Origin of the sequence: Pseudomonas paeninsulae, assembly GCF_035621475.1 — a bacterium.
GTDB lineage: Bacteria > Pseudomonadota > Gammaproteobacteria > Pseudomonadales > Pseudomonadaceae > Aquipseudomonas > Aquipseudomonas paeninsulae.
This window is the reverse complement of the sequence record NZ_CP141799.1, coordinates 2074394-2093989: the sequence shown is the minus strand read 5'-3', so window position 1 is coordinate 2093989 and position 19596 is coordinate 2074394. Positions and strand designations below refer to the sequence as shown.

18 protein-coding genes and 1 tRNA gene are annotated in these 19596 nt (G+C 61.9%); 8 read left to right on the top strand and 11 right to left on the bottom strand.

Annotated features, from left to right (window positions below):
* Positions 1-38 precede the first annotated feature (38 nt).
* Entirely contained in the window at positions 39-1967 is a 1929-nt protein-coding gene (locus tag VCJ09_RS09710) for a transglycosylase SLT domain-containing protein (RefSeq protein WP_324734139.1), read from the top strand.
* Between the two features lie 84 nt (positions 1968-2051).
* On the opposite strand, the gene VCJ09_RS09705 is transcribed toward VCJ09_RS09710, so the two are convergent.
* The gene (locus tag VCJ09_RS09705; RefSeq protein ID WP_324734138.1) at positions 2052-2855 is read right to left on the bottom strand and encodes an MOSC domain-containing protein; all 804 of its coding nucleotides are present in this window, start codon (positions 2853-2855) and stop codon (positions 2052-2054) included.
* Between VCJ09_RS09705 and VCJ09_RS09700 the strand changes: the two genes are divergently transcribed.
* Complete coding sequence (locus tag VCJ09_RS09700; RefSeq protein ID WP_324734137.1) at positions 2854-3339, top strand: DUF1499 domain-containing protein; 486 nt, start codon at positions 2854-2856, stop codon at positions 3337-3339. The two genes, VCJ09_RS09705 and VCJ09_RS09700, sit on opposite strands and share 2 nt — an antisense overlap.
* An 83-nt stretch (positions 3340-3422) precedes the next feature.
* Here the strand turns inward: VCJ09_RS09700 and VCJ09_RS09695 are convergent, their stop codons facing one another.
* The 8 genes from VCJ09_RS09695 to VCJ09_RS09660 form a co-directional block, all read right to left on the bottom strand.
* The gene (locus VCJ09_RS09695) at positions 3423-4358 is read right to left on the bottom strand and encodes a chemotaxis protein CheV (protein WP_079201617.1); all 936 of its coding nucleotides are present in this window, start codon (positions 4356-4358) and stop codon (positions 3423-3425) included.
* Between the two features lie 128 nt (positions 4359-4486).
* On the bottom strand, positions 4487-5383 hold the full coding sequence (gene yegS / locus VCJ09_RS09690) for a lipid kinase YegS (RefSeq protein ID WP_324734136.1): 897 nt from the start codon (positions 5381-5383) through the stop codon (positions 4487-4489).
* 132 nt (positions 5384-5515) lie between these two features.
* Positions 5516-6850 (bottom strand): ATP-binding protein, encoded by a 1335-nt coding sequence (locus VCJ09_RS09685; RefSeq protein WP_324734135.1) that lies wholly within the window; start codon positions 6848-6850, stop codon positions 5516-5518.
* A gap of 27 nt (positions 6851-6877) precedes the next feature.
* Entirely contained in the window at positions 6878-7495 is a 618-nt protein-coding gene (locus tag VCJ09_RS09680) for a hypothetical protein (RefSeq protein WP_324734134.1), read from the bottom strand.
* Complete coding sequence (locus VCJ09_RS09675; protein WP_324734133.1) at positions 7496-7855, bottom strand: response regulator; 360 nt, start codon at positions 7853-7855, stop codon at positions 7496-7498.
* Between the two features lie 153 nt (positions 7856-8008).
* On the bottom strand, positions 8009-9568 hold the full coding sequence (locus VCJ09_RS09670) for an FGGY-family carbohydrate kinase (RefSeq protein ID WP_324734132.1): 1560 nt from the start codon (positions 9566-9568) through the stop codon (positions 8009-8011).
* 133 nt (positions 9569-9701) lie between these two features.
* Positions 9702-11282, bottom strand: coding sequence for a glycerol-3-phosphate dehydrogenase/oxidase (locus tag VCJ09_RS09665; RefSeq protein WP_324734635.1), 1581 nt, complete (start codon positions 11280-11282; stop codon positions 9702-9704).
* Positions 11283-11284: 2 nt separating this feature from the next.
* The gene (locus tag VCJ09_RS09660; RefSeq protein WP_324734131.1) at positions 11285-12880 is read right to left on the bottom strand and encodes an FAD-binding oxidoreductase; all 1596 of its coding nucleotides are present in this window, start codon (positions 12878-12880) and stop codon (positions 11285-11287) included.
* Between the two features lie 126 nt (positions 12881-13006).
* Between VCJ09_RS09660 and gliR the strand changes: the two genes are divergently transcribed.
* Complete coding sequence (gene gliR, locus VCJ09_RS09655) at positions 13007-14038, top strand: AraC family transcriptional regulator GliR (protein ID WP_324734130.1); 1032 nt, start codon at positions 13007-13009, stop codon at positions 14036-14038.
* 153 nt (positions 14039-14191) lie between these two features.
* Here the strand turns inward: gliR and VCJ09_RS09650 are convergent, their stop codons facing one another.
* Both VCJ09_RS09650 and moaB read right to left on the bottom strand, forming a co-directional pair.
* Positions 14192-15406, bottom strand: coding sequence for a molybdopterin molybdotransferase MoeA (locus VCJ09_RS09650; RefSeq protein ID WP_324734129.1), 1215 nt, complete (start codon positions 15404-15406; stop codon positions 14192-14194).
* On the bottom strand, positions 15403-15942 hold the full coding sequence (moaB, locus tag VCJ09_RS09645; RefSeq protein WP_079201608.1) for a molybdenum cofactor biosynthesis protein B: 540 nt from the start codon (positions 15940-15942) through the stop codon (positions 15403-15405). Before moaB ends, VCJ09_RS09650 begins: the two co-directional genes overlap by 4 nt.
* 68 nt (positions 15943-16010) lie before the next feature.
* On the opposite strand from moaB, the gene mobA reads away from it, so the two are divergent.
* The 5 genes from mobA (at position 16011) to VCJ09_RS09620 (ending at position 19522) form a co-directional block, all read left to right on the top strand.
* Positions 16011-16595: a molybdenum cofactor guanylyltransferase MobA gene (gene mobA, locus VCJ09_RS09640; RefSeq protein WP_079201607.1), complete on the top strand. Its 585-nt coding sequence runs from the start codon at positions 16011-16013 to the stop codon at positions 16593-16595.
* A 79-nt stretch (positions 16596-16674) separates the two neighbouring features.
* Positions 16675-16896: a YgdI/YgdR family lipoprotein gene (locus tag VCJ09_RS09635; RefSeq protein ID WP_324734128.1), complete on the top strand. Its 222-nt coding sequence runs from the start codon at positions 16675-16677 to the stop codon at positions 16894-16896.
* 152 nt (positions 16897-17048) lie between these two features.
* Positions 17049-17125 (top strand) — tRNA-Pro (locus VCJ09_RS09630).
* Positions 17126-17292: 167 nt separating this feature from the next.
* On the top strand, positions 17293-18519 hold the full coding sequence (locus VCJ09_RS09625; RefSeq protein WP_324734127.1) for a tyrosine-type recombinase/integrase: 1227 nt from the start codon (positions 17293-17295) through the stop codon (positions 18517-18519).
* A gap of 91 nt (positions 18520-18610) precedes the next feature.
* The gene (locus VCJ09_RS09620; protein WP_324734126.1) at positions 18611-19522 is read left to right on the top strand and encodes a DUF6387 family protein; all 912 of its coding nucleotides are present in this window, start codon (positions 18611-18613) and stop codon (positions 19520-19522) included.
* Positions 19523-19596: the final 74 nt, after the last annotated feature.

Sequence of the window (19596 nt, the reverse complement as noted above, 5' to 3'; positions counted from 1 at the left end):
TTACTGTCGCTCCTCTCATTTGCTTACCCGGATGTGTCATGCGCGGTCGTCTGTTTTGCCTGCTTTCCTGTTTAATCATCACCGCAGCGACAACCGCAGCGACTCAGGCTGCCAGTCTGGCCCAGCAGCGCCAGTACTATGACGTGGCCAAGGCCGCCTTGGCCAAAGGCGACAAAGCCCCTTATCAACGCTATGCCCAGGCCCTGCGTAATTACCCGCTGGAGCCTTACCTGGCCTATGACGAACTGACCGCTCGACTCAAATGGGCGAGCAACGACGAGATTGAGAAATTTCTTGCCGAACATGGCGACCTGCCACAGGCCGGCTGGATGAAATTGCGCTGGCTGCGCTGGCTGGCCGAGCGCGGCGAGTGGAAAACCTTCATCAACCACTATGATCCCGCGCTGAACTTCACCGAACTGGATTGTTTGTACGGCCAATATCAGCTGGGCCACGGCATGCTTGCCGAGGGCTTTGCCACTGCCGAAAAACTCTGGCTGGTCGGCAAGTCGCAACCCAATGCCTGCGATCGCCTGTTCGACCAGTGGGCCGCCAAGGGCCAGCTCACCGAAGAAATGCGCTGGAAACGCGCCAAATTGGCCGCCGAAACCCGCAACTATGGCTTGGCCAGCTACCTGATCAAGGAACTGCCAACCCTGGGCAACCACGGCAAGCTGTTACTCGAAGTGGCGCAGAAACCACAAATCCTCAGCCAAACCGCTCGCTTCAGCTCCAACGATTCAGCCATGGCCGATGTAGTCGGCCTCGGCCTGCGCCGCCTGGCCCGGCAAGACCCGGAACAAGCCCTGACGCTGCTGGATAGCTATGCCAAGCGCATGAAGTTTTCCAGCGACGAGCAAGTTGCCATCGCTCGTGAAATTGGCCTGACCCTGGCAAAACGCTTCGACGCCCGCGCGCTCAAGGTCATGGCGCAGTACGACCCGCAACTGCGTGACAATACCGTCAGTGAATGGCGTGCGCGCCTACTGTTGCGCCTCGGCCGCTGGGACGAGGCACACCAGTTGACCCGCAAAATGCCCGAGGAGCTGGGGCAGACCAACCGCTGGCGTTATTGGCAGGCACGCAGCCTGCAACTGGCCCAGCCCAACAGCCAGGAGCCGAAAGCGCTCTACCAAACCCTGGCCAAGGAGCGCGACTTCTACGGTTTCATGGCCGCCGATCAGGTCAAAGCGCCCTACCAGCTAAACAACAAACCGTTGCTTCTTTCAGCCAAGATCGTACAAAAGGTGCGCAACGCCGCGGGTATTCGCCGGGCAATGGAATTCCACGAACGCGGCCAGATCGTAGATGGTCGCCGCGAGTGGTATCACGTCAGCCGCCTGTTCAGCCGTGATGAGTTGGTTGCCCAGGCGCGCCTGGCATACGACATGGAGTGGTACTTTCCGGCGATTCGCACCATCAGCCAGGCGCAGTACTGGGACGACCTGGACGTGCGCTTCCCCATGGCCCACCGCGAACCGCTGACCATTGAGTCGAAGAAACGTGGCCTGCACTCCAGCTGGTTATTTGCCATTACCCGCCAGGAAAGCGCCTTCATGGCCGATGCCAAGTCCCAGGTAGGCGCCATGGGCCTGATGCAGTTGATGCCGGCGACCGCCAAGGAGACCGCCCGCAAGTTCGGCATCCCCTTGAGCAACCCAAACAATGTCTTGCTGCCGGATACCAACATCCAGCTCGGCGCCGCCTACCTGAGCCAGGTCTACGGTCAATTCAACGGCAACCGCGTGCTTGCCTCTGCCGCCTATAACGCCGGCCCCGGCCGTGTACGCCAGTGGCTACGCGGCACCAACCACCTGGCGTATGACGTCTGGATCGAGAACATCCCGTTCGACGAAACCCGTCAGTACGTGCAGAACGTGCTGTCTTATTCGGTGATCTACGGACAGAAGCTCAACGCCCCACAACCACTGATTGCCTGGCACGAGCGTTATTTCGACGATCAATAGGCGGTGGCCGCAGGTGAATCAGGATGAGGTGCTCAGGCACCTCATTACTCGTGTATTGGCAGCTGATGGCTTGAAGTTTGTGGCTTACTCCAACACCTCAACCGTCATACCGAGCTGCAGTCCACCGACACCTTGATTGATCAGATTCTGACCGAAGTACACCTCGCCATCACGGGCGCGATAGCTCTTCAGCGTGGTGAGCGGTTCACGGTCGGCACTGCGCTCGCCGGTCAGCGGATCAAGGGTAGTGAGGATGCAGCGAGTGCAGCCCTTGGCCACGCGAAACTCGATGCCACCAATGCGGATACGCCGCCAACTGTCCTCGACATAGGCCGCGCCGCCCTCGACCACCAGATTCGGCCGAAAACGCAGCATTTCCAGCGGCCGCCCGACCCGCACCGACAAATCATCCAGCGAAGCCTGGCCGATCAACAGCAAAGGGAAGCCATCGGCGAAACCGACCTTCTCTTCCGCGCTGAGATTACCCGCGATAAACCGGGCGCGCTCGGCAGGCACATGCACCAGTCGACAGGGCTTGCCGATAAAACGGCTCAACCACTCGGCCGCCTCATCGCCCGCATCCGGCACATATAGGCTGTCACTCCAGATAAACACGCCGCGCAGCGCAGCATCAACGCCTGGCAAGGGCACCTCGAGTACAGGAAAACCAGCCGAGCTCAGGGTCAGGCCACCCGCAACATTGTGCCGTGCCAGCAATTGACTCATATGCGGCAACGCCCGCTGGGTAAGAAAGCGCCCATTCTGTGCATCGACTAGCATCCAGCGTCGGTCACCGACCACGCCCAGGGCATCCAGCTGAATTTCAGTCAGTGGTTCGGCGATGGCGGACTTCAGCGAATAACGGTACAACCCGGAGAGACGTAACATGAGCCAGCATCCAGTTCGGCAAAAAGTCCTTATACGAGTAACCCAGCCCACTCACAAGCCCGCGCTGGGTTTTGCCCTGGTAGCACTGCTGAGTGGCTGTAGCGGCAGCCCGCCCGAGAATCTTGGCACGCACGATGGGCGCCTGGCCCCCTGCCCGGAGTCGCCCAACTGCGTCAGCAGCCAGGCCAGTGACGCGGAGCAGCGGATCGAGCCGCTGCCACTGCGGGGCAGTCCGAGCCAGACCCAGGCACTGCTGGTCAAGCTATTGGCCGACGAACCCCGGGTACGCCTGATCAAGCAAGACGCCAATTACCTGCATGCCGAATTCGGCAGCCAGATGCTGCGTTTCGTCGATGACGTGGAGTTCTTGATCGGCGATCAGGCCGTCGATGTGCGCTCGGCCTCACGCTTGGGCTACTCGGACTTGGGCGTCAACCGCAAGCGCATCGAGCATCTGCGTCAACGGCTCGGCGAGCAGCAGTAGCGGCTGCCTGACCGCAATCGGCGCAACGCAAAAAAAACGGCGGGCTGTCGCTTCGCTCCGAGCGCAACGCCAGCCGTGCTGGTTTAGGCGCTTGGTTCGTCGAGCATCAGGCGTTCGCGGATCACGTCGACCAGCTTGTCCGGCTGAAACTTGGAGAGGAAGTTGTCGCAACCGACCTTCTTCACCATGGCCTCGTTGAAACTACCCGACAGCGAGGTATGCAGCACCACGTAGAGGTCCTTCAGGCGGGGATCCTGTCGGATTTCGGTGGTCAGACGATAGCCGTCCATCTCGGGCATTTCCGCATCGGTGAAGACCATCAGCAGTTTATCGGTTAGCACCTCACCGGCATCGGCCCATTTTTTCAGCATGTTCAAGCCTTTCAGGCCATCGGTGGCCACATGCATCGTCAACCCTAACTGCGACAGGGTCTCGCGCAACTGCGCCAGGGCCACGCTGGAGTCGTCTACCAGCAGCACCTCACGCCCACGCGCACGCTCCAGCACAGGATCGGCCAAGCGGTCGCCGGAAATCTTGGCGTTGTAGGGCACGATCTCGGCCAACACCTTTTCCACATCGATGATTTCCACCAACTGCTCTTCGACTTTGGTGATCGCCGTCAGGTAATGCTGACGCCCCGCACTACCCGGTGGCGGCAGGATGGATTCCCAGTTGAGGTTGAGAATGCGATCGACGCCGCCGACCAGAAAGGCCTGCACGGAGCGGTTGTACTCGGTAACGATGATGGTGCTGCGCTCATCCGGCACTATCGGGCGCATGCCGATGGCTTGCGACAGGTCGATGACCGGCAGGGTCTGGCCACGCAGATTGACCACTCCACAGACAAAGCGATGGCGGTGTGGCATCAGCGTCAGCTTGGGCATCTGCAGGACTTCCTGCACCTTGAACACGTTGATCGCGAATAACTGCCGCCCGGCCAGGCGAAACATCAGGATTTCCAGGCGGTTCTCGCCCACCAGTTGGGTGCGTTTATCCACCGAGTCAAGAATGCCAGCCATTGCGCGCTCCAAATTGTTGATCGAATCCAGTTACAGCAAGGGTATCGGCAAGGAGCGACAGTGCTGAAGCCGACCGGGCGCCATCTTGCACGAGCAGGCGCAGCGGTGCCAGCCAAGTGCCATCAATATCACTCACGCAGTAGCGGCGAACCCACCGGCAAGTGCACCCGCAACGCATTACGCCGCGCGGAAAAGCGCAGGTGGCGGCTTTCCAGCGGCTCGCCATCCAGATTCAAATCCAGACCTTCCGGCGCCTCGACTTCCAGCCAGGGCAAGCGCGCACTGAGTGCGACGCGTTGCAAGCCGTTGATCCCGCCAGACAACAAGGTGCCCAAGGTGCCAACCACATCCTCCGCGGCCGGGACTATGCAGACATCCAGCAAACCGTCATTCACTCGTGCATCTGGGCAAAGCAGATGCCCGCCGCCAGCCTGTCGCCCATTGCCGATGCCCATGGCAATGAACTCGCCCTCCCAGAAAAAATCCGGCCCGGTGAAGCGACCAAAGGCCGAGCGCACCTCCGCAAAGCGGGCCAACCCGGTGAGAAAGTAGGCAGCGCCGCCGAGCAGGCGTTTGAGGTCTTCGGAGGTATTGGCGGTGACATTAGAGCCAAAACCACCCGTGGCCATATTGAGATAAAGCTGACCATCGACCTCGCCCAGGTCGATCGGCTGCGCCGGCTCATCCAGCAACGCCAGCGCCTCGAGGGGACTCAACGGCAACCCCGCAGCATTGGCGAAGTCGTTGGCCGTACCCAGCGGCAGTAGCACCAGACTGGCCTCGGTGTGCGCCAGTGCCATCGCTTCGGCCACCTCGCGCAACATGCCGTCACCACCCCCGGCGATCAGTATCGGATAGCCGGCTTGCAGGGCCTCGTTGACCAGCCGACGGGCATCACCCGCCTCCCAGGTGACCCGCACGTCGAGCTGCCAGCCATCCTCACGGCGCGTCGCCACTGCGGCGCGCACCTCTTGGTTGCCGGCTTGCTTGCCATGCAAGATCAATAATGCTTTGCGTTCGCTCATAACCAGCGCCTTGGGGCCTAATCGGATCGAGACTCAGTGGACAACGAAAAGCCGGCAAAGGTGCGCCAGCATACAAACGCAAAAGAGTGCCTGCCTGTTTATCGCCAATAATCCAGCCTGCAGCAGCAGGCATCACTCGTCCTGTTCCAGGCCGGTTGCGATATCGCCCTGCGGTGGCTGACAGCGTGGCAGCCAAACGGTAAACACTGCGCCCTTGCCAAGTTCGCTCTCGACTTCCAGACGGCCATGGTGTTTGGCCACGATGCTGTAAGACACCGAGAGCCCGAGGCCGGTGCCTTGCCCAACCGGTTTGGTGGTGAAGAAGGGGTCGAACAAGCGGGTCAGATGCTCCGGGGCAATACCACTGCCACTGTCGCGCACCCGCACGAACACCCAATCATCCTGCGCTCCGGTTTCCAGCCAGATAGTGCCCTGCCCCTCGATGGCATGGGCGGCATTCATGATCAGGTTCATGAACACCTGGTTGAGTTGCGAGCCTAGACACTGCACCGGCTGCAACTCACCATAGTCCTTGAGCACCTCGGCCTTGAACTTGATCTCGTTCCAGATCACGTTGAGCGTGCTGTCGAGGCCCTTGTGCAAATCGGCCTCCTGCCAGTCGCCCGAGTCGATATGGGAGAAGTCACGCAGATCCTGAACGATCTGCTTGACCCGTTCCAGGCCCTGGCGTGACTCACGCACCAGATCGGCCATGTCGCTGCGCAGAAAATCATAATCCAGCGCCTGATTGGCCTGCTCAAATTGCGCGCACAAAGCCGCATCCTGATGTTCGACGGCCGCCGCCTGGTAGCTCTCGACCAGGCGAAACAGGTCGCCGACATATCGCTCCAGGCTGCTGAAGTTGGAGTAGACGTAACCCACCGGGTTATTGATCTCGTGGGCAACCCCTGCGGCCAACTGGCCGATCGCCGCCATTTTCTCCGACTGCAACAGTTGCGCCTGGGTGTCTTCGAGCTTGTGAATCAGCCGCGCCTGCTCGCTTTGTTCCGCGCGCAGCAATTGATTGAGGCGCTCCAGCTGCAGATGCTGGGCCGCGGTTTCAGTGGCATCGGAGATGGTCAGGCAGACATATTTGACGGTACCTGCGACCGCCATCATCGGCGAGAAGGTGCAATTCTGGTACATCATGTCGGTCGAGCCGGTGATGGGCCGGCTGCCGGCGAAACTGAACAGGTGCGGGCGTTGCTGCCAGGAAGTGAACGCTTGGTTGTGCAAGGCGAACACCCCGTCTATTTTCTTCTGCACCCACAGCCTCGGTAATTCCGGAAACAGATCGAACAGCGACCGTCCCCTGACCTCAGTGCGATCCTTACCGCTGTGGATCGCCATGAAATCGTTCCAGAACGCCACCCGATACTGGCTATCGAGCAACAATACGCCGAGGCTGATGCTCTGCAGCACCGCCACCAACTCCGCGGGCAATACCTCTTCTGGTGCAGGCGTCATCTCGCATCCTTTTTCCGATGATGTGCGCTAGATATCACTCAGCAACTGATCGATCACTTCGATAACGGTGGTCACCGTGTCTTCGGTGATGCACACCAGCAGATCGCAATAGAAACTGTGGGTCGCCACTTCGAAGTGGATCTCCAGCACCAGCGCCTGATGACCACGCAATTGCGCGGCGCCAAGTACCTCCTGCAGCGAACGCCCACGCGATAGCAGCGAGGGCGACCCGTAACTCACCTTGATATCGACCTGCTGTGCCAGGCCATTGATACAGGCCCCGGTGAGGATATTGGTGACATCCAGCATCAGCTCATCCTGGATGCTGTGTTTTTCCACCCCTTCATAACCCATCAAGCCGGCCAATTCATCGGCACCATTCTCACCGAAGCAAACCATCACCTCACCGCGCAGGCGACCGAGAAAGGATTGACGGGTGATGATGGCCGGCTGACTGGCAATCATCAGCTGGCTCAACAGGCTGGTATTGGTCACGTCGACAACATGGATGTGGGGCACTGACAGGGTGACGAAGGTTTCGGTCAAGCGGGCCAGGCGGTCAGCTCCCTGGCCCATGGCCACGTTCATCAGTTCCTGCAGGGCATCGCGCTGCTCTTCATTCAGGTTCGCCAGTTGGCTGCTCATCTAGATCAGCCCTACTTCATACAGCGCCGCCTGCATGGCCTCGGGGGTAATCGGTTTCTTGATGAAGGCCGCCGCCCCCAGGTCGCGCACTCGCTGCTGGGCTTGAGGCTGGATATCGGCGCTGATGACGATGACGACGACTTTGGCATCCTCGCGCTTGAGTTGCTCCAGGGTGCGAAAACCGTCCATCACCGGCATGGTCAGATCGAGAAAAATCACCTCGGCATGGCCTGCGTGGTAAGCCACCAACGCTTCCTCACCGTTAGTGGCCTGGGTCACGACAGCCTGCAAATCCGCCGGCAGGGCTTTCATCACCAGCTTTCGTGACATGGCCGAATCATCGACTATCAGTATTTTCAAACGAGCGATCCTCTGCTTCTTATGATTCTTATGGCTTCGCGTACAGCGCGTGACCGCATGCTGCATGGCCACCCTATCACGGTTGCCGGCACCTTAGCCGAACCCCTACCCGTTGCCATGCAGGACACTCAAGCGTGCCAACAGGCCCGTGGCTTACGCCGGATAGCCGGTGATCGCTCGAATGCGCAGATACAGCGGCTTGAGCTGCCGGTACATGTGCAGGTAGACCTCGCGGTACAGCTGCTCGTAGATACGCTGCGCCGCCGGGTTGGGCTGGAATACCTGGCCAACCCGGGTCATGGCCTTGCTTGCCGTGGGAAAGTCCGGGTGCAGGCCGAGGCCCACCGCGCAGTCGATGGCCGCGCCCAGGCCGGAGGTTTCATAGACATGCGGGCGCTCGGCCGGCAGGCCGAAGATATCCGCGGTCAACTGCATGGCCGCATCGCTCTGCGAGCCACCACCGGACACACGCAGCCGGCTGATCTTGGTACCCGAGCGCGTCTCGATCTTCTCCTTGCCCTGGCGCAGGGCGTAGGCCAGGCCCTCGAGAATGGCGCGATAGATATGTGCGCGGGTATGCACATCGCCAAAACCGATGATCGAGCCCTTGGCCTCCAGCCCCGGTTCACGAATACCCGGCGACCAGTAGGGTTGCAGCATCAGGCCCATGGAGCCAGCCGGCACGGCATTGACCAGCTCGTCGAACAGCGCCTCGGGTTCGACGCCCAGTTCCTTGGCCCGCTGCATTTCGCGCTGGCCGAACTGCTGTTTGAACCAGCTGACCATCCAGAAGCCGCGGTAGATCATCACCTCGGTGTTGAAATGATCGGGAAGCGCCGCTGGGTATGGCGGGATCAGCGCAATGGTTTCCAGGTAGGTGCGCCGCGTGGTGTTGATGGTCGCGGTGGTGCCATAGGACAGGCAGGCGATATGCGGCTCCAGCACACCCGCACCGAGTACTTCGCAGGCCTTGTCGGCACCGGCGGCGATCAACGGCAAGCCTTCGGGAATACCGGTGTGGCGGCTGGCGGCGGCGCTGATGCTGCCGAGCTGCTCACCTGGCTTGTGCAGTTGCGGCAACTGCTCGCGGCGCACCGGTATGGCTTGCCACTTCCAGTCACGCGGCGCGGCCCATTGCAGGCGCTTGTAGTCGAACGGCAGGTAGCCCACGCAGCAGGCCAGTGAATCGACGAAGCGACCGCACAGACGATGGCTGAGAAACCCGGAGAGCAGCAGGACTTTATCGGTTTTTGCCCAGATATCCGGCTGGTTCTGCGCGACCCAGTTGACCTCGGCCTGGGCGCGAAAATGATCGACCGCTTGTTGCGCGCCGATCAGCTTGAACAACCAGCCCCAGGGCCCCTTGATCCTGCCGCGAACTTCGGCCTGACGCTGATCGAGCCAGAGGATCGCCGGGCGCAGCGGTTGACCCAGCGCATCGACATGGATCAGCGTGCCGCGCTGAGTGGTCAGCGCCACGCCCTTGATCAGGCGGCGGTCGATATCCACCTGCGCCCACAGCCGTTTGCAGGCCTCGCCGAGGCTGGCCCAGTAATACTCCGGATCCTGTTCGGCCCAGCCAGGCTGAGTGGAATAATAGGCCTCAAGCTCCACCTTGCCCTTGCCGACCAGATTGCCGTGCAGGTCGAACAACAGCGCACGCACACTCTGGGTGCCGTTATCGATGGCCAGCAAGTAGCTTTGTTCGCTCAAGACACAGTCCTTCTTATCAGGTGTGCAGTCGCCTGCACGGTCGGGCTAGTGGATATCTAGCAGGCTGTACAAACCGCAGGGTGGCCTGCTAGCCCACCGAGGCAGGCGCCGCCGATCACCCCTACAGGCGATCTCAATCCTGCGGCAGGCTGTAACAGCTGCGCCAGAGCGCCAGGTAGTCACACTCCTCCTGCTCCCAGCGCTCATCGTCCCAAGCCAAACGCGCCTGACACAGTGCACGAATGCGCGGCAACTCCGCCCGCGCGCCGTCCGCCAGGAGCAAGCCAAGGCGAGTACGGCGCAGCAGCAGGTCGTCCAGGTGCAGCACCAGCTCGTTCTGCGCCGCCCAGGCCAGTTCCACCCAGAGCGTGTCGCTGCCGGCCACCCGCTCGCCGCCCACCTCATCGAGCAACGCCAACACGTCAGGCAGCTCGCGGCCATGCCGACCGGCCAGGCGCCGCTGCTGACTGGGGCCGAGCGTGGGCATCGCGGGCAGCACGCCGGGGCGAAAAGTCTCGCTACCCTGATCGTCCAACGGCCGGCCGATCATCTCGGCGCAGGCCCGCAGCACTTCCAGGGCCAGCAGGCGGAAGGTGGTCAGCTTGCCGCCGGCCAGGGTCACGCAACCGGGCTCGATCCACAGCGCGTGTTCACGCGTCTCGTCCGAGGGTTTTCGCCCTGCGGCGCCGTCGCTGACCACCGGTCGCACGCCGGCCCAGGTCGACAACACGTCGCTGGCCGTAATTGCCGCAGCGGGGAATTGCTGGGCGCAGGCGGCAAGCAGGTAATCCGCCTCATCGCTGCTGATCCGCGCCTCCTGATCCAGCGGCTGCGCATGATCGAGATCGGTGGTGCCGACCACAGTCGCACCTTCCCAGGGGAAGACGAACACCGGACGCCGGTCCTTGCCATGCATGAAGCTGAAGGCATGGGCCACCGGTAGACGCCAGGCCGGCAGCAGCAGGTGGCTGCCGCGCAGCGGACGCACATGCTCGCGGCCGGTTGTTGCGCGCAACTGATCCGTCCAGGCGCCAGTCGCCTGGGCCACGACCCGGCTGCGAAAGGTGAAACGCCGACCGCTGTCGCGATCCTCGCCGAGCAGACCGATCACTCGGCCGTTGTCGCGCAGCAATTCGATCACCTTGACCCCGTTGAGCGCCTCGCCACCATCGCCGCGGGCCTCGCCCAACACGCGCATGACCAGGCGGGCGTCATCGGTCACCGCATCGAAAAAGCGCGTGCCGCCGAGCAGGCCGTCTTGCTTGAGGCCCGGCGCCAGATAGCGCAGCTCCTGCAGCGGGTAGTACAGATGGTTACGTTTGCCAGCCAGGGCGTCGTACAGCGCCAACAGCCCGCCAAACACTTTCGGTCCGGGAAACTGCCCCTGGTAATGCGCCATCACGAAGCTCAGCGGCTCGACCAGGCCGGGGGCTTCCTGCAACAGCCGTTGGCGCTCGCGCACCGAGTCGCGGGTCAAGCCGAACTGGCCCTTGGCGATATAGCGCAGGCCGCCATGGACCATTTTTGAGGAGCGGCTGGAGGTGCCCCAGGCGAAATCGCGCTGCTCCAGCAGCAGGCATGTCCAGCCGCGCCGCGCCGCCTCGCGCAGAATGCCGGCGCCGCTGATGCCGCCACCGATGACGATCAAGTCCCAGTCGCGCGCGGCCAGCTCGGGCAACGCACTCGCGCGCCAGGCGGCGTTCCAGGCGGGCATGCTCATGGCTCGATCAACACGCCGGGAGCCAGGCGCTGATCCGGGTCGAAGTGCGCGGATAAGGCCTTGAGCGCCGCCATGCCCAGCTCGCCCTTCTCCGCAGCCAGGTAGGGCGCGTGATCGCGGCCGACGCCATGCTGATGGCTGATGGTGCCGCCGTTGTCGACGATGGTCTGGCTGGCGGCGTGCTTGAGCTTTTGCCAGCGCGCTATGGCCTGCTCGTAGCTATTGCCGGGACGGAACACGTAGGTGGTGTAGATGCTCGATCCTTCGCCATAGACGTGGGACAGGTGGGTGAACACGTGCACCCGCTCGCCCTCCTCACTCAAGCCATTGCGCAGGCTGGCCTCGACCTTGTTCAGCAGACTGTCGACATTGCTCCAGTCAGTGGCGGTCTCCAGGGTGTCCACCGCATAGCCGGCGCCCCACAGACCGTGGCGCAGGTAGGGGAAGCGAAAGCGGTTCTCCGCCCATTTCTTGCCCAGCAGGGTGCCGCTGAACACTCCACCGAAGCCTTTCAATAGCGTCTTCGCCTGCTTCAACGAAGCGGCGTTCTGCACCCGGCTGCCGGTGACGCCGAAGGTCAGCATGCACTTGCCGTCGCGGGCGCCGCGCAGGGCCAGGTATTTTTCCAACCAGGCGATCTGCTGCGGATGACCGGCCAGGGCCAACTGGGTCTTGGTTTCGATGGCATTGGACAGGCGCAGCATGGACAGCGGCACCCGTGCCTGGGCCAGGTTGCGAATACCGGTCAATGCCTGCTGCCAGTTGGGCATGAATACCGCGTAGAAGTGTTCCTGCTCGGCCAGGCGACTGATGCGCACCTTGACCTCGGAAATGATGCCGAAGCGCCCTTCCGAGCCCATCAACAGCTCGCGCAGATCGGGGCCGGCAGCCGAGGCCGGAAAGCTCGGAATGTCCAGGGTACCGGCAAAGGTCTCGACCTTGCCGCCAGCGAACAACTGCTCGATCCGTCCGTAACGCAGCGACTGCTGGCCACTGGAACGGCTGGCCACCCAGCCGCCGAGAGTCGACAGTTCCCAGGACTGGGGGAAGTGGCCGAGGGTGTAACCACGGGCGCGCAGCTGACTTTCCACCTGCGGGCCGTTGGCGCCGGGACCGAACGTGGCGATCAGGCTGTCCTCGTCGATCTCGATCAGCTTGCCCATGCGTTCCAGCGACAGGGTCAGTACCGGCCTTTGACTAACTTGCGGGTTGATATGCCCGGCCACCGAAGTGCCGCCACCGTAGGGAATCACGATCAGATCGTGCTGGCTGGCCCAGGCCAGCAATTGGCGAATCTGCGCGGCGCTTTCCGGGTAGGCGACGCCATCGGGAAACACACCGAACTCGCCGGAGCGCATCGCCAGCCAGTCCGTCAGGCTCTGGCCACGGGCGTGCCGCACCCGCGCCTCGGCGTCCAGGCTGATCAGCGGGTGGGCCGACAGACGTGAAGCCGGCACCCTGGCCAAGACCTGCTCCAGGCTGGCATCAGCCAGCACCTGGCCCGGCCCGATCAAGTCGGCAAGAAAGGCCTCGCCATGGCGCGGCAATTCCACCACTGTTGCCTCATCGCCCCAGCCGTTCCAACGTCGCATCTGCCTCTCCCTCTGGATATTTCGGTCGCCATCATTGACTGCCTATACTAGCCAGCCGCCGCTCGGCGTCACTGTCGGATCGGGACAGGCGCTGTCGCCAATCAAGCCATTGCGAATAAGAAGCCTATGCAGAATCTCGGTTATACCTCGGTTCCCGCCCTGCTCAAGTACCTGCGTTACGCCGAACAGCTGGGCCTGGATATCGCCCAGGCACTGGCGGCGGCAGGCGTGCAGGCCGAGGATCTCGCCGACAACGGCAAGCGCATTCCCGGCGCGATCCACCAACACCTGCTCCAGCACTTGATCGAGGTCTCCGGCGACCCGCTGTTCGGCCTGCATTGTGCGCGCTTCGTGCAGCCCGGTTCCTGGAGCGTGCTCGGCTATATCGCCATGAACTGCGCCACCCTCGGCGAGGCCATGAGCCGTATCGTGCCCTACGAAAAACTGGTGGGCGATATGGGCGTCAGCCGGATCGAGGCGACCGCCGATCACGTCAAGTTGATCTGGAGCTGCCGCCACCAGACCGCGCCGATCCGCCGACATATGGTCGAGGACGTACTGGCGTCCTGGCTGCTCTACGCCCGCTGGATCGCCGATATGCAGCGCTCACCGCAGGAAGTCTGGTTCGAGCATGCCTTGCCCGATGGCGTGGACAGCGCCGAGTACAGCGCGGCATTCGGCTGCCCGGTGCGCTTCGAGCAACCCTGCAGCGCCCTGCTCGTCCCGCTGGACTACCTCGGCCTGCCGCTACGCCAGGCCGACGCCAACCTGCTGCGCACCCTGGAAGAGCATGCCCTGACCGTAATGGCCGGCCTGGACGAAGACGAAGCGCTACCGCTGCGGGTCAAGAACGTCCTGCGCCTGCAGCTCAAGGACGGCCTGCCGCGCAAGGAACGGGTAGCGGAAAAATTCAACATGACGCTGCGCACCCTGCAGCGGCACCTGCAACAGGCCGACACCAGCTATCAGCAGATCCTCGACCAACTGCGCCAGGAACTGGCCGAGCACTACCTGCTGCGCAGCGAGCTGACGATCCAGGACATCGCCAGCTACCTGGGCTTTACCGAACCGCGCTCCTTCCACCGCAGCTTCAAGAGCTGGACCGGCCAGACCCCGGGACAGTTTCGCGAGAACAAGCGCCAGATGCAGAACCCGTAGGGCGGGTGCAACCCGCCGAATCGGATACATGTGGCCGCGCCGCGGGTTGCACCCGCCCTACTCCAGAATCTCGCTCAGCCCGCAGGGTGGACTTCAGCCCATCACTTATCCCGCAGGATGCGATGGAGCTTGCGATAGCCATGCTGCCCAGCTTTAACCGAGGATTTCGCTCAGCGGGATAAAACGCAGGCTGTCGCCCTCGGCCAGGGTCGTGCCCTCCAGCACCTCGGCCAGCCCCTCGGCCCAGGCGGCGCTGCGCAGTAAACTGGAACTCTGGTTGGGATGCAGCACCACGCGACCATCTTCCAGGCGCGCGCGCAGGTACTCGCGGCGCTTGCCCGGCTTGCTCCAGGTGAACCCGGCCGGCATGGCAAAGCCCAGCGGCTCAACCTGCTGCACGCCCATACGGCGCAGGATATAGGGCCGCGCCAGCAGGCCGAACGTCACCAGGGTCGAGCCCGGGTTGCCCGGCAGGCCGATCACCGGCACGCCGCGAAACTGGCCGCAGGTCAGCGGCTTGCCCGGTTTGATCGCCAGCTTCCACAGGGTCAACTCGCCCTCTTCACGCAGCGCTACACCGAGAAAGTCTGCCTCGCCCACTGACACTCCGCCGGTGGACAGGATCAGGTCGACATCGCTCAACGCCGCCAAGGCCGCGCGGGTCAGTTGCAGATCGTCGGCGAGGATGCCGCCATCCACCACCGCGCAGCCGAGGCGCTGCAACCAGGCCATCAGCAGACGGCGATTGCTGTTGTAGATCTGCCCCGGCCCCAGCGGCAGGCCCGGCTCGACCAGTTCGTCGCCGGTGGACAGCACCGCTACCCGCAGACGCCGGCGCACGCTCAGCTCGGCGATCCCCAGCGTGGCCGCCAGGCCCAGTTCGATCGGGCCAAGGCGCGTCCCTGCCGGCAACAGATGCTCACCGATACGGGTTTCCTGGCCTTGTGCCCGGACGTTCTGGCCGAGTCGCAGCGGCTCGCTGAAACGCACCCGAGCATCTTCATCGACCACCACATTTTCCTGCATTTCCACCGTATCGGCCCCGGCCGGCAGCGGCGCGCCGGTGAAGATCCGTGCACAACTGCCGGTCTGCAGCGGCTGCGGCGCGTTGCCGGCCAGGATACGCTGGCTGACCACCAGCGGCTCACCCGTCCAGTCGGCCAGGCGCAGGGCGTAACCGTCCATCGCGCTGTTGGCCCAGGGCGGCAAGTCCAGCCCGGCGATCAGCGGCTCGGCCAGCACCCGGCCGTCGGCATCGGCCAGGGCGACCTGCTCGTTGGCACTGACCGGCATCGTCTCCGCCAGGGCCAGCAACCGCTGCAGCGCTGCCTCGACCGGCAACAGGCCGGGCTGATCGCAGCCGCTCATCCGCGGCTCTCGCAGGCAGCCGTCTGCTTCAGATGGGCGACAAAATTACAGGGACCATGGCGGGCATCGAGTTGCTCGGCGAGGATGCCATCCCAGGCGGTGCGACAGGCGTTAGTCGAACCCGGCAGGCAGCACACCAGGGTGCCGTTGGCCATGCCGGCCAGCGCGCGAGACTGGATAGTCGAGGTGCCGATATCGGCCACGGAAATCTGCCGGAACAGCTCGCCGAAACCGTCCACCTGCTTGTCCAACAGGCAGGCCACGGCTTCCGGAGTACTGTCACGGCCGGTGAAGCCGGTGCCGCCAGTGATCAGCACCACCTGCACGCTGTCGTCGGCGATCCAGGTCGCGACCTGAGCACGGATCCAGTACAGGTCGTCCTTGAGCAACACCCGCGCGGCCAGGCTATGCCCAGCCGCCTGCAGGCGGTCGACGAACAGCTGACCGGAGGTGTCGGTTTCCTGGCTACGGGTATCGCTGACGGTCAGCACGGCAATATTCAACGGCACGAATTGCGCCTCGGCCTTGTGGTTCATGGCAGGCTTCCAGTTGTCTGAGAGAATGCGCGATGTTATATCACAGGCCCACCTTTGGAGGCTCTGCCATGCCCGCCACCCCTGTTCTGCCAAGCTGCTCCGTACTGCTGTTGTGCGGAGGACGCGGACAACGCATGGGCGGCCGTGACAAGGGCCTGATCGAGTGGCAGGGCCGCCCGTTGATCGCCTGGCTGCATGACCTGGTGCGACCGCTCAGCGACGACCTGATCATCTCCTGCAACCGCAACAGCGAACGCTACAGGGACTTTGCCGACCGTCTCATCAGCGACGACGACGAACACTTCCAGGGCCCGTTGGCCGGCATCCGCACCGGCCTGCAAGCGGCCCGCCACGACTATTTGCTGGTGCTGCCGTGCGATACGCCCCTGCTCGACCGTGCCTTGCTCGATGAGCTACTGGGTCATGCCGGCAGCCACCCGGTCATGGTGCGTCAAGGCGATTTCTGGGAGCCCTTGTTCAGCCTGATCCCGAAATCCCTGGGCAGCGCACTCGAAGAAGCATGGCTGGCCGGTGAACGCAGCCCGCAACGCTGGCTATGCCGCCATGATCCGATTGCCGTCGTTTGCCCGCCCAACGACCCCCGCCTGGCCAACCTGAACACCCCGCAACTGCTCGCGCAGAACAGCAAATGAATGTCGACCACTGAACTTGACCGCCAATTACCCGTCTGAGGCTGAGTACACAGCCCTTATAAACACAAGGAAACACGTCATGACTCAGCGGATTCTTCCCGCTTTCCTGCTCGCCCTGGGCCTGGCCGCACTGGCAGGCTGCGCATCGCCATCGGTAATCACCCTCAACGATGGCCGTGAGATTCAGACCATCAACACACCGGCGTTTGATGATGACTCGGGCTTCTACGAATTCGAACAACTCGATGGTAACCGCGCCAAGGTCAACAAGGATCAAGTGCGCACCATTCAGGAACTGTAAGCACAGCCGGCACCCAGGCGGTCACTTCAGCCAATTGGTGACCCCTGAGTACTGGCTATTAACCGAAAGGACTCGTAGAGCGCCCTGCAGCTAGAAAAATATCAACCTAAGCCCTTGTGCAACAAAACTTTTTCAGTAAAATGCGGATTATTCGGAGTGTAGCGCAGCTCGGTAGCGCGTCTCGTTCGGGACGAGAAGGTCGCAGGTTCGAATCCTGTCTCTCCGACCAAATCCCAGTTTCTAGCAGTCTCAACCACTCTACGAAACACCCCAAGAAGCCCGCCTAGTGCGGGCTTTCTTGTATCTGGCTGTATCTCCTTATCTACCCCTAGACCTTCCCATCGTGTATGCCAGCTTGTATGCTGGCTGAAAACTCGAACCCGAGGCATACACGGCATGAAACGCAGCGAAATTAAGCGCCGCCCGCTGGCCGACACGACCCTCTCCAGCCTCGAACCGGAGGCCGCCGCCTACCGTGAACAAGACGGTCAAGGGCTGTATTTCAGGGTGAAACCAAACGGCGGGAAGTCGTGGGAACTGCGCTACAAAAAGCCGGACGGCAAGTGGTCATGGATTGGTATGGGGGCGTACCCCGAAGTCAGTGGCGCACTGGCCAGGCAGAAGGCAGCCGAACTACGCGCCGATCTGGCGGAAGGCAAAAACCCTCTCGCCACCAAACAGGCCCGAAAGTCTGCCGAGCTGGCCGCCGCCAACAACACCTTTGAAGCCCTGGCGCGGGAGTGGTTCAGCACTCGCCGACATGCATGGGAAGACGGCACCGCCAAGCGGATCATCGGTGCCCTGGAGTTGCATGTGTTCCCGGTCTTCGGCAAACGCCCGTACACAGGGATACTGCCGATGGAGTGGATGGAGTTCCTGCGCGACATGGAGCAGAAGGGAATCATTGACCAGATGGGCAACGTGCGCCGTTACTGCAAGGAAGCATACGACCTGGCCAGGGTTACGGGTCGCGCCGTCTTCAACCCGCTGGAGGGGCTGCACAAGTTTCTCAAGACCAAGCCGTCCGAGAACTATGCCCACGTCGCGGCGGACGAACTGCCCGCCCTCCTACGCGCCATCAACGGCTATCCGCACTCGCACATAGTCCGCTTGGGGCTACGTCTTATGGTGCTCACTGGCGCGCGACCCAGCGAGCTACGGGAAGCCCCGTGGTCGGAGTTCGATCTAGACGCCGGCCTCTGGAGCATTCCCGCCGCGCGGATGAAGAAGCGCCGGGATCATGTCGTGCCGTTATCCCAACAGGCACTGGAAGCCCTCACCGAGCTTCGCCGCCTGACTGGTGCCTATCTATTGCTGTTCCCTGGCCGTAATGACCGCACCAAACCACTCAGCAACATGGCATTCAACATGGCACTTGGCCGCCTGGGCTATCGTGGCCGGCAGACTGGCCACGGCTTCCGCCATATCGCTTCAACCACCCTGCGAGAAAACGGCTTTGCCAAAGAACATGTAGAGGCGCAGCTCTCCCACGCAGAGGACGGCGTGGCCGGCGTTTACAACAAGGCCACCTATCTGGAGCAACGCCGCGCAATGCTGCAATGGTATGCCGACCACCTAGACAAACTGGCAGCCGGCAACGTGGTGGGTTTTAAGCGCGCATAACAAAATGCTGGATGTCCTACTCCAGCGGAAACAAAAGCGGACGAACTACATCGCCGGCCACTTTTTGAGTCTCACTTCAGGAGGTATTGCAGTGGCAAAGATTGACCGACGTGATCAACTGCCAGAGTGGTTTAGCCTCGAGAAATATCGCGAGACTGAGACTTTCAATGCCGCCCAATGGCATGAGCAGCTGGGTTTGCGGAGGCAAATTCTTGAGGGCAATCCCGAATATCCCATAAAGCTCGACCTTTCCAACGAGGTGCGAGATCAAGCCATGAGACTCTGGCGTGACAAAGCAACCCCTGCATTGACCCAAATAAGGAGCCGTCCTACCGGCCCACTGATTTCACAAAGGGCAATGATCGTTCGCGGCAAATCCTCTGCCGCCTTCATTGAATATCGAGGCGGGCTGACGAAGATCCCCATATCGCCTGAAGAAAGTCCCGTCCGCCCTCTTGCAGTCAGCGCCCTTCTGTCGCAGGCCCGTTCCGATCATTTTCTGCATGAGCATGGCAGCAAAGAGCAGAGCGATTTAGATCAATGGTCAATGCTTGCCCATTGCTGTGACCCCTCATACAAAACACCTCAACACCTCAAAAGCCTGCCTCTAAACATTGCGGGGAAGCCTGTTCTATCGATTGACCTGAGAGCCCGTGACGACGATCTGCGAAAGGCTTTTGATGCTTGGTTAAATCGGGCTAGGGCTGAGCGGCCCTTAGCTCGAAATAATCGAAAACCAGCATATAAGGACTGGGCGCGTTATGGCCTGTTACCGCATCTTGATCTGCTTATTTGGGAGCTGGAAGCCGGTGTACATATACCTGACCGAGTTATGTCTGCAGCGGTGAGCGATTACGATAAAGGCGAAAGCAGTTTCAGGAAGACGGTCAAGCCGCTCGCCATCAGCCTAATGCGCAACCTTTCAGAGCTTCGAGCTCAGGCCGTAGCAGAAGCAGAAGATGGAGCTCAGCCGCAAGCCGATCCGGAAACTTTCGAGAGCTGAAACTTTCCGGAAACTTTGGACCACTGGAGTTCGGATCGAAAGTTCCGGCACACTTCATCAATCTATTCCCGTCC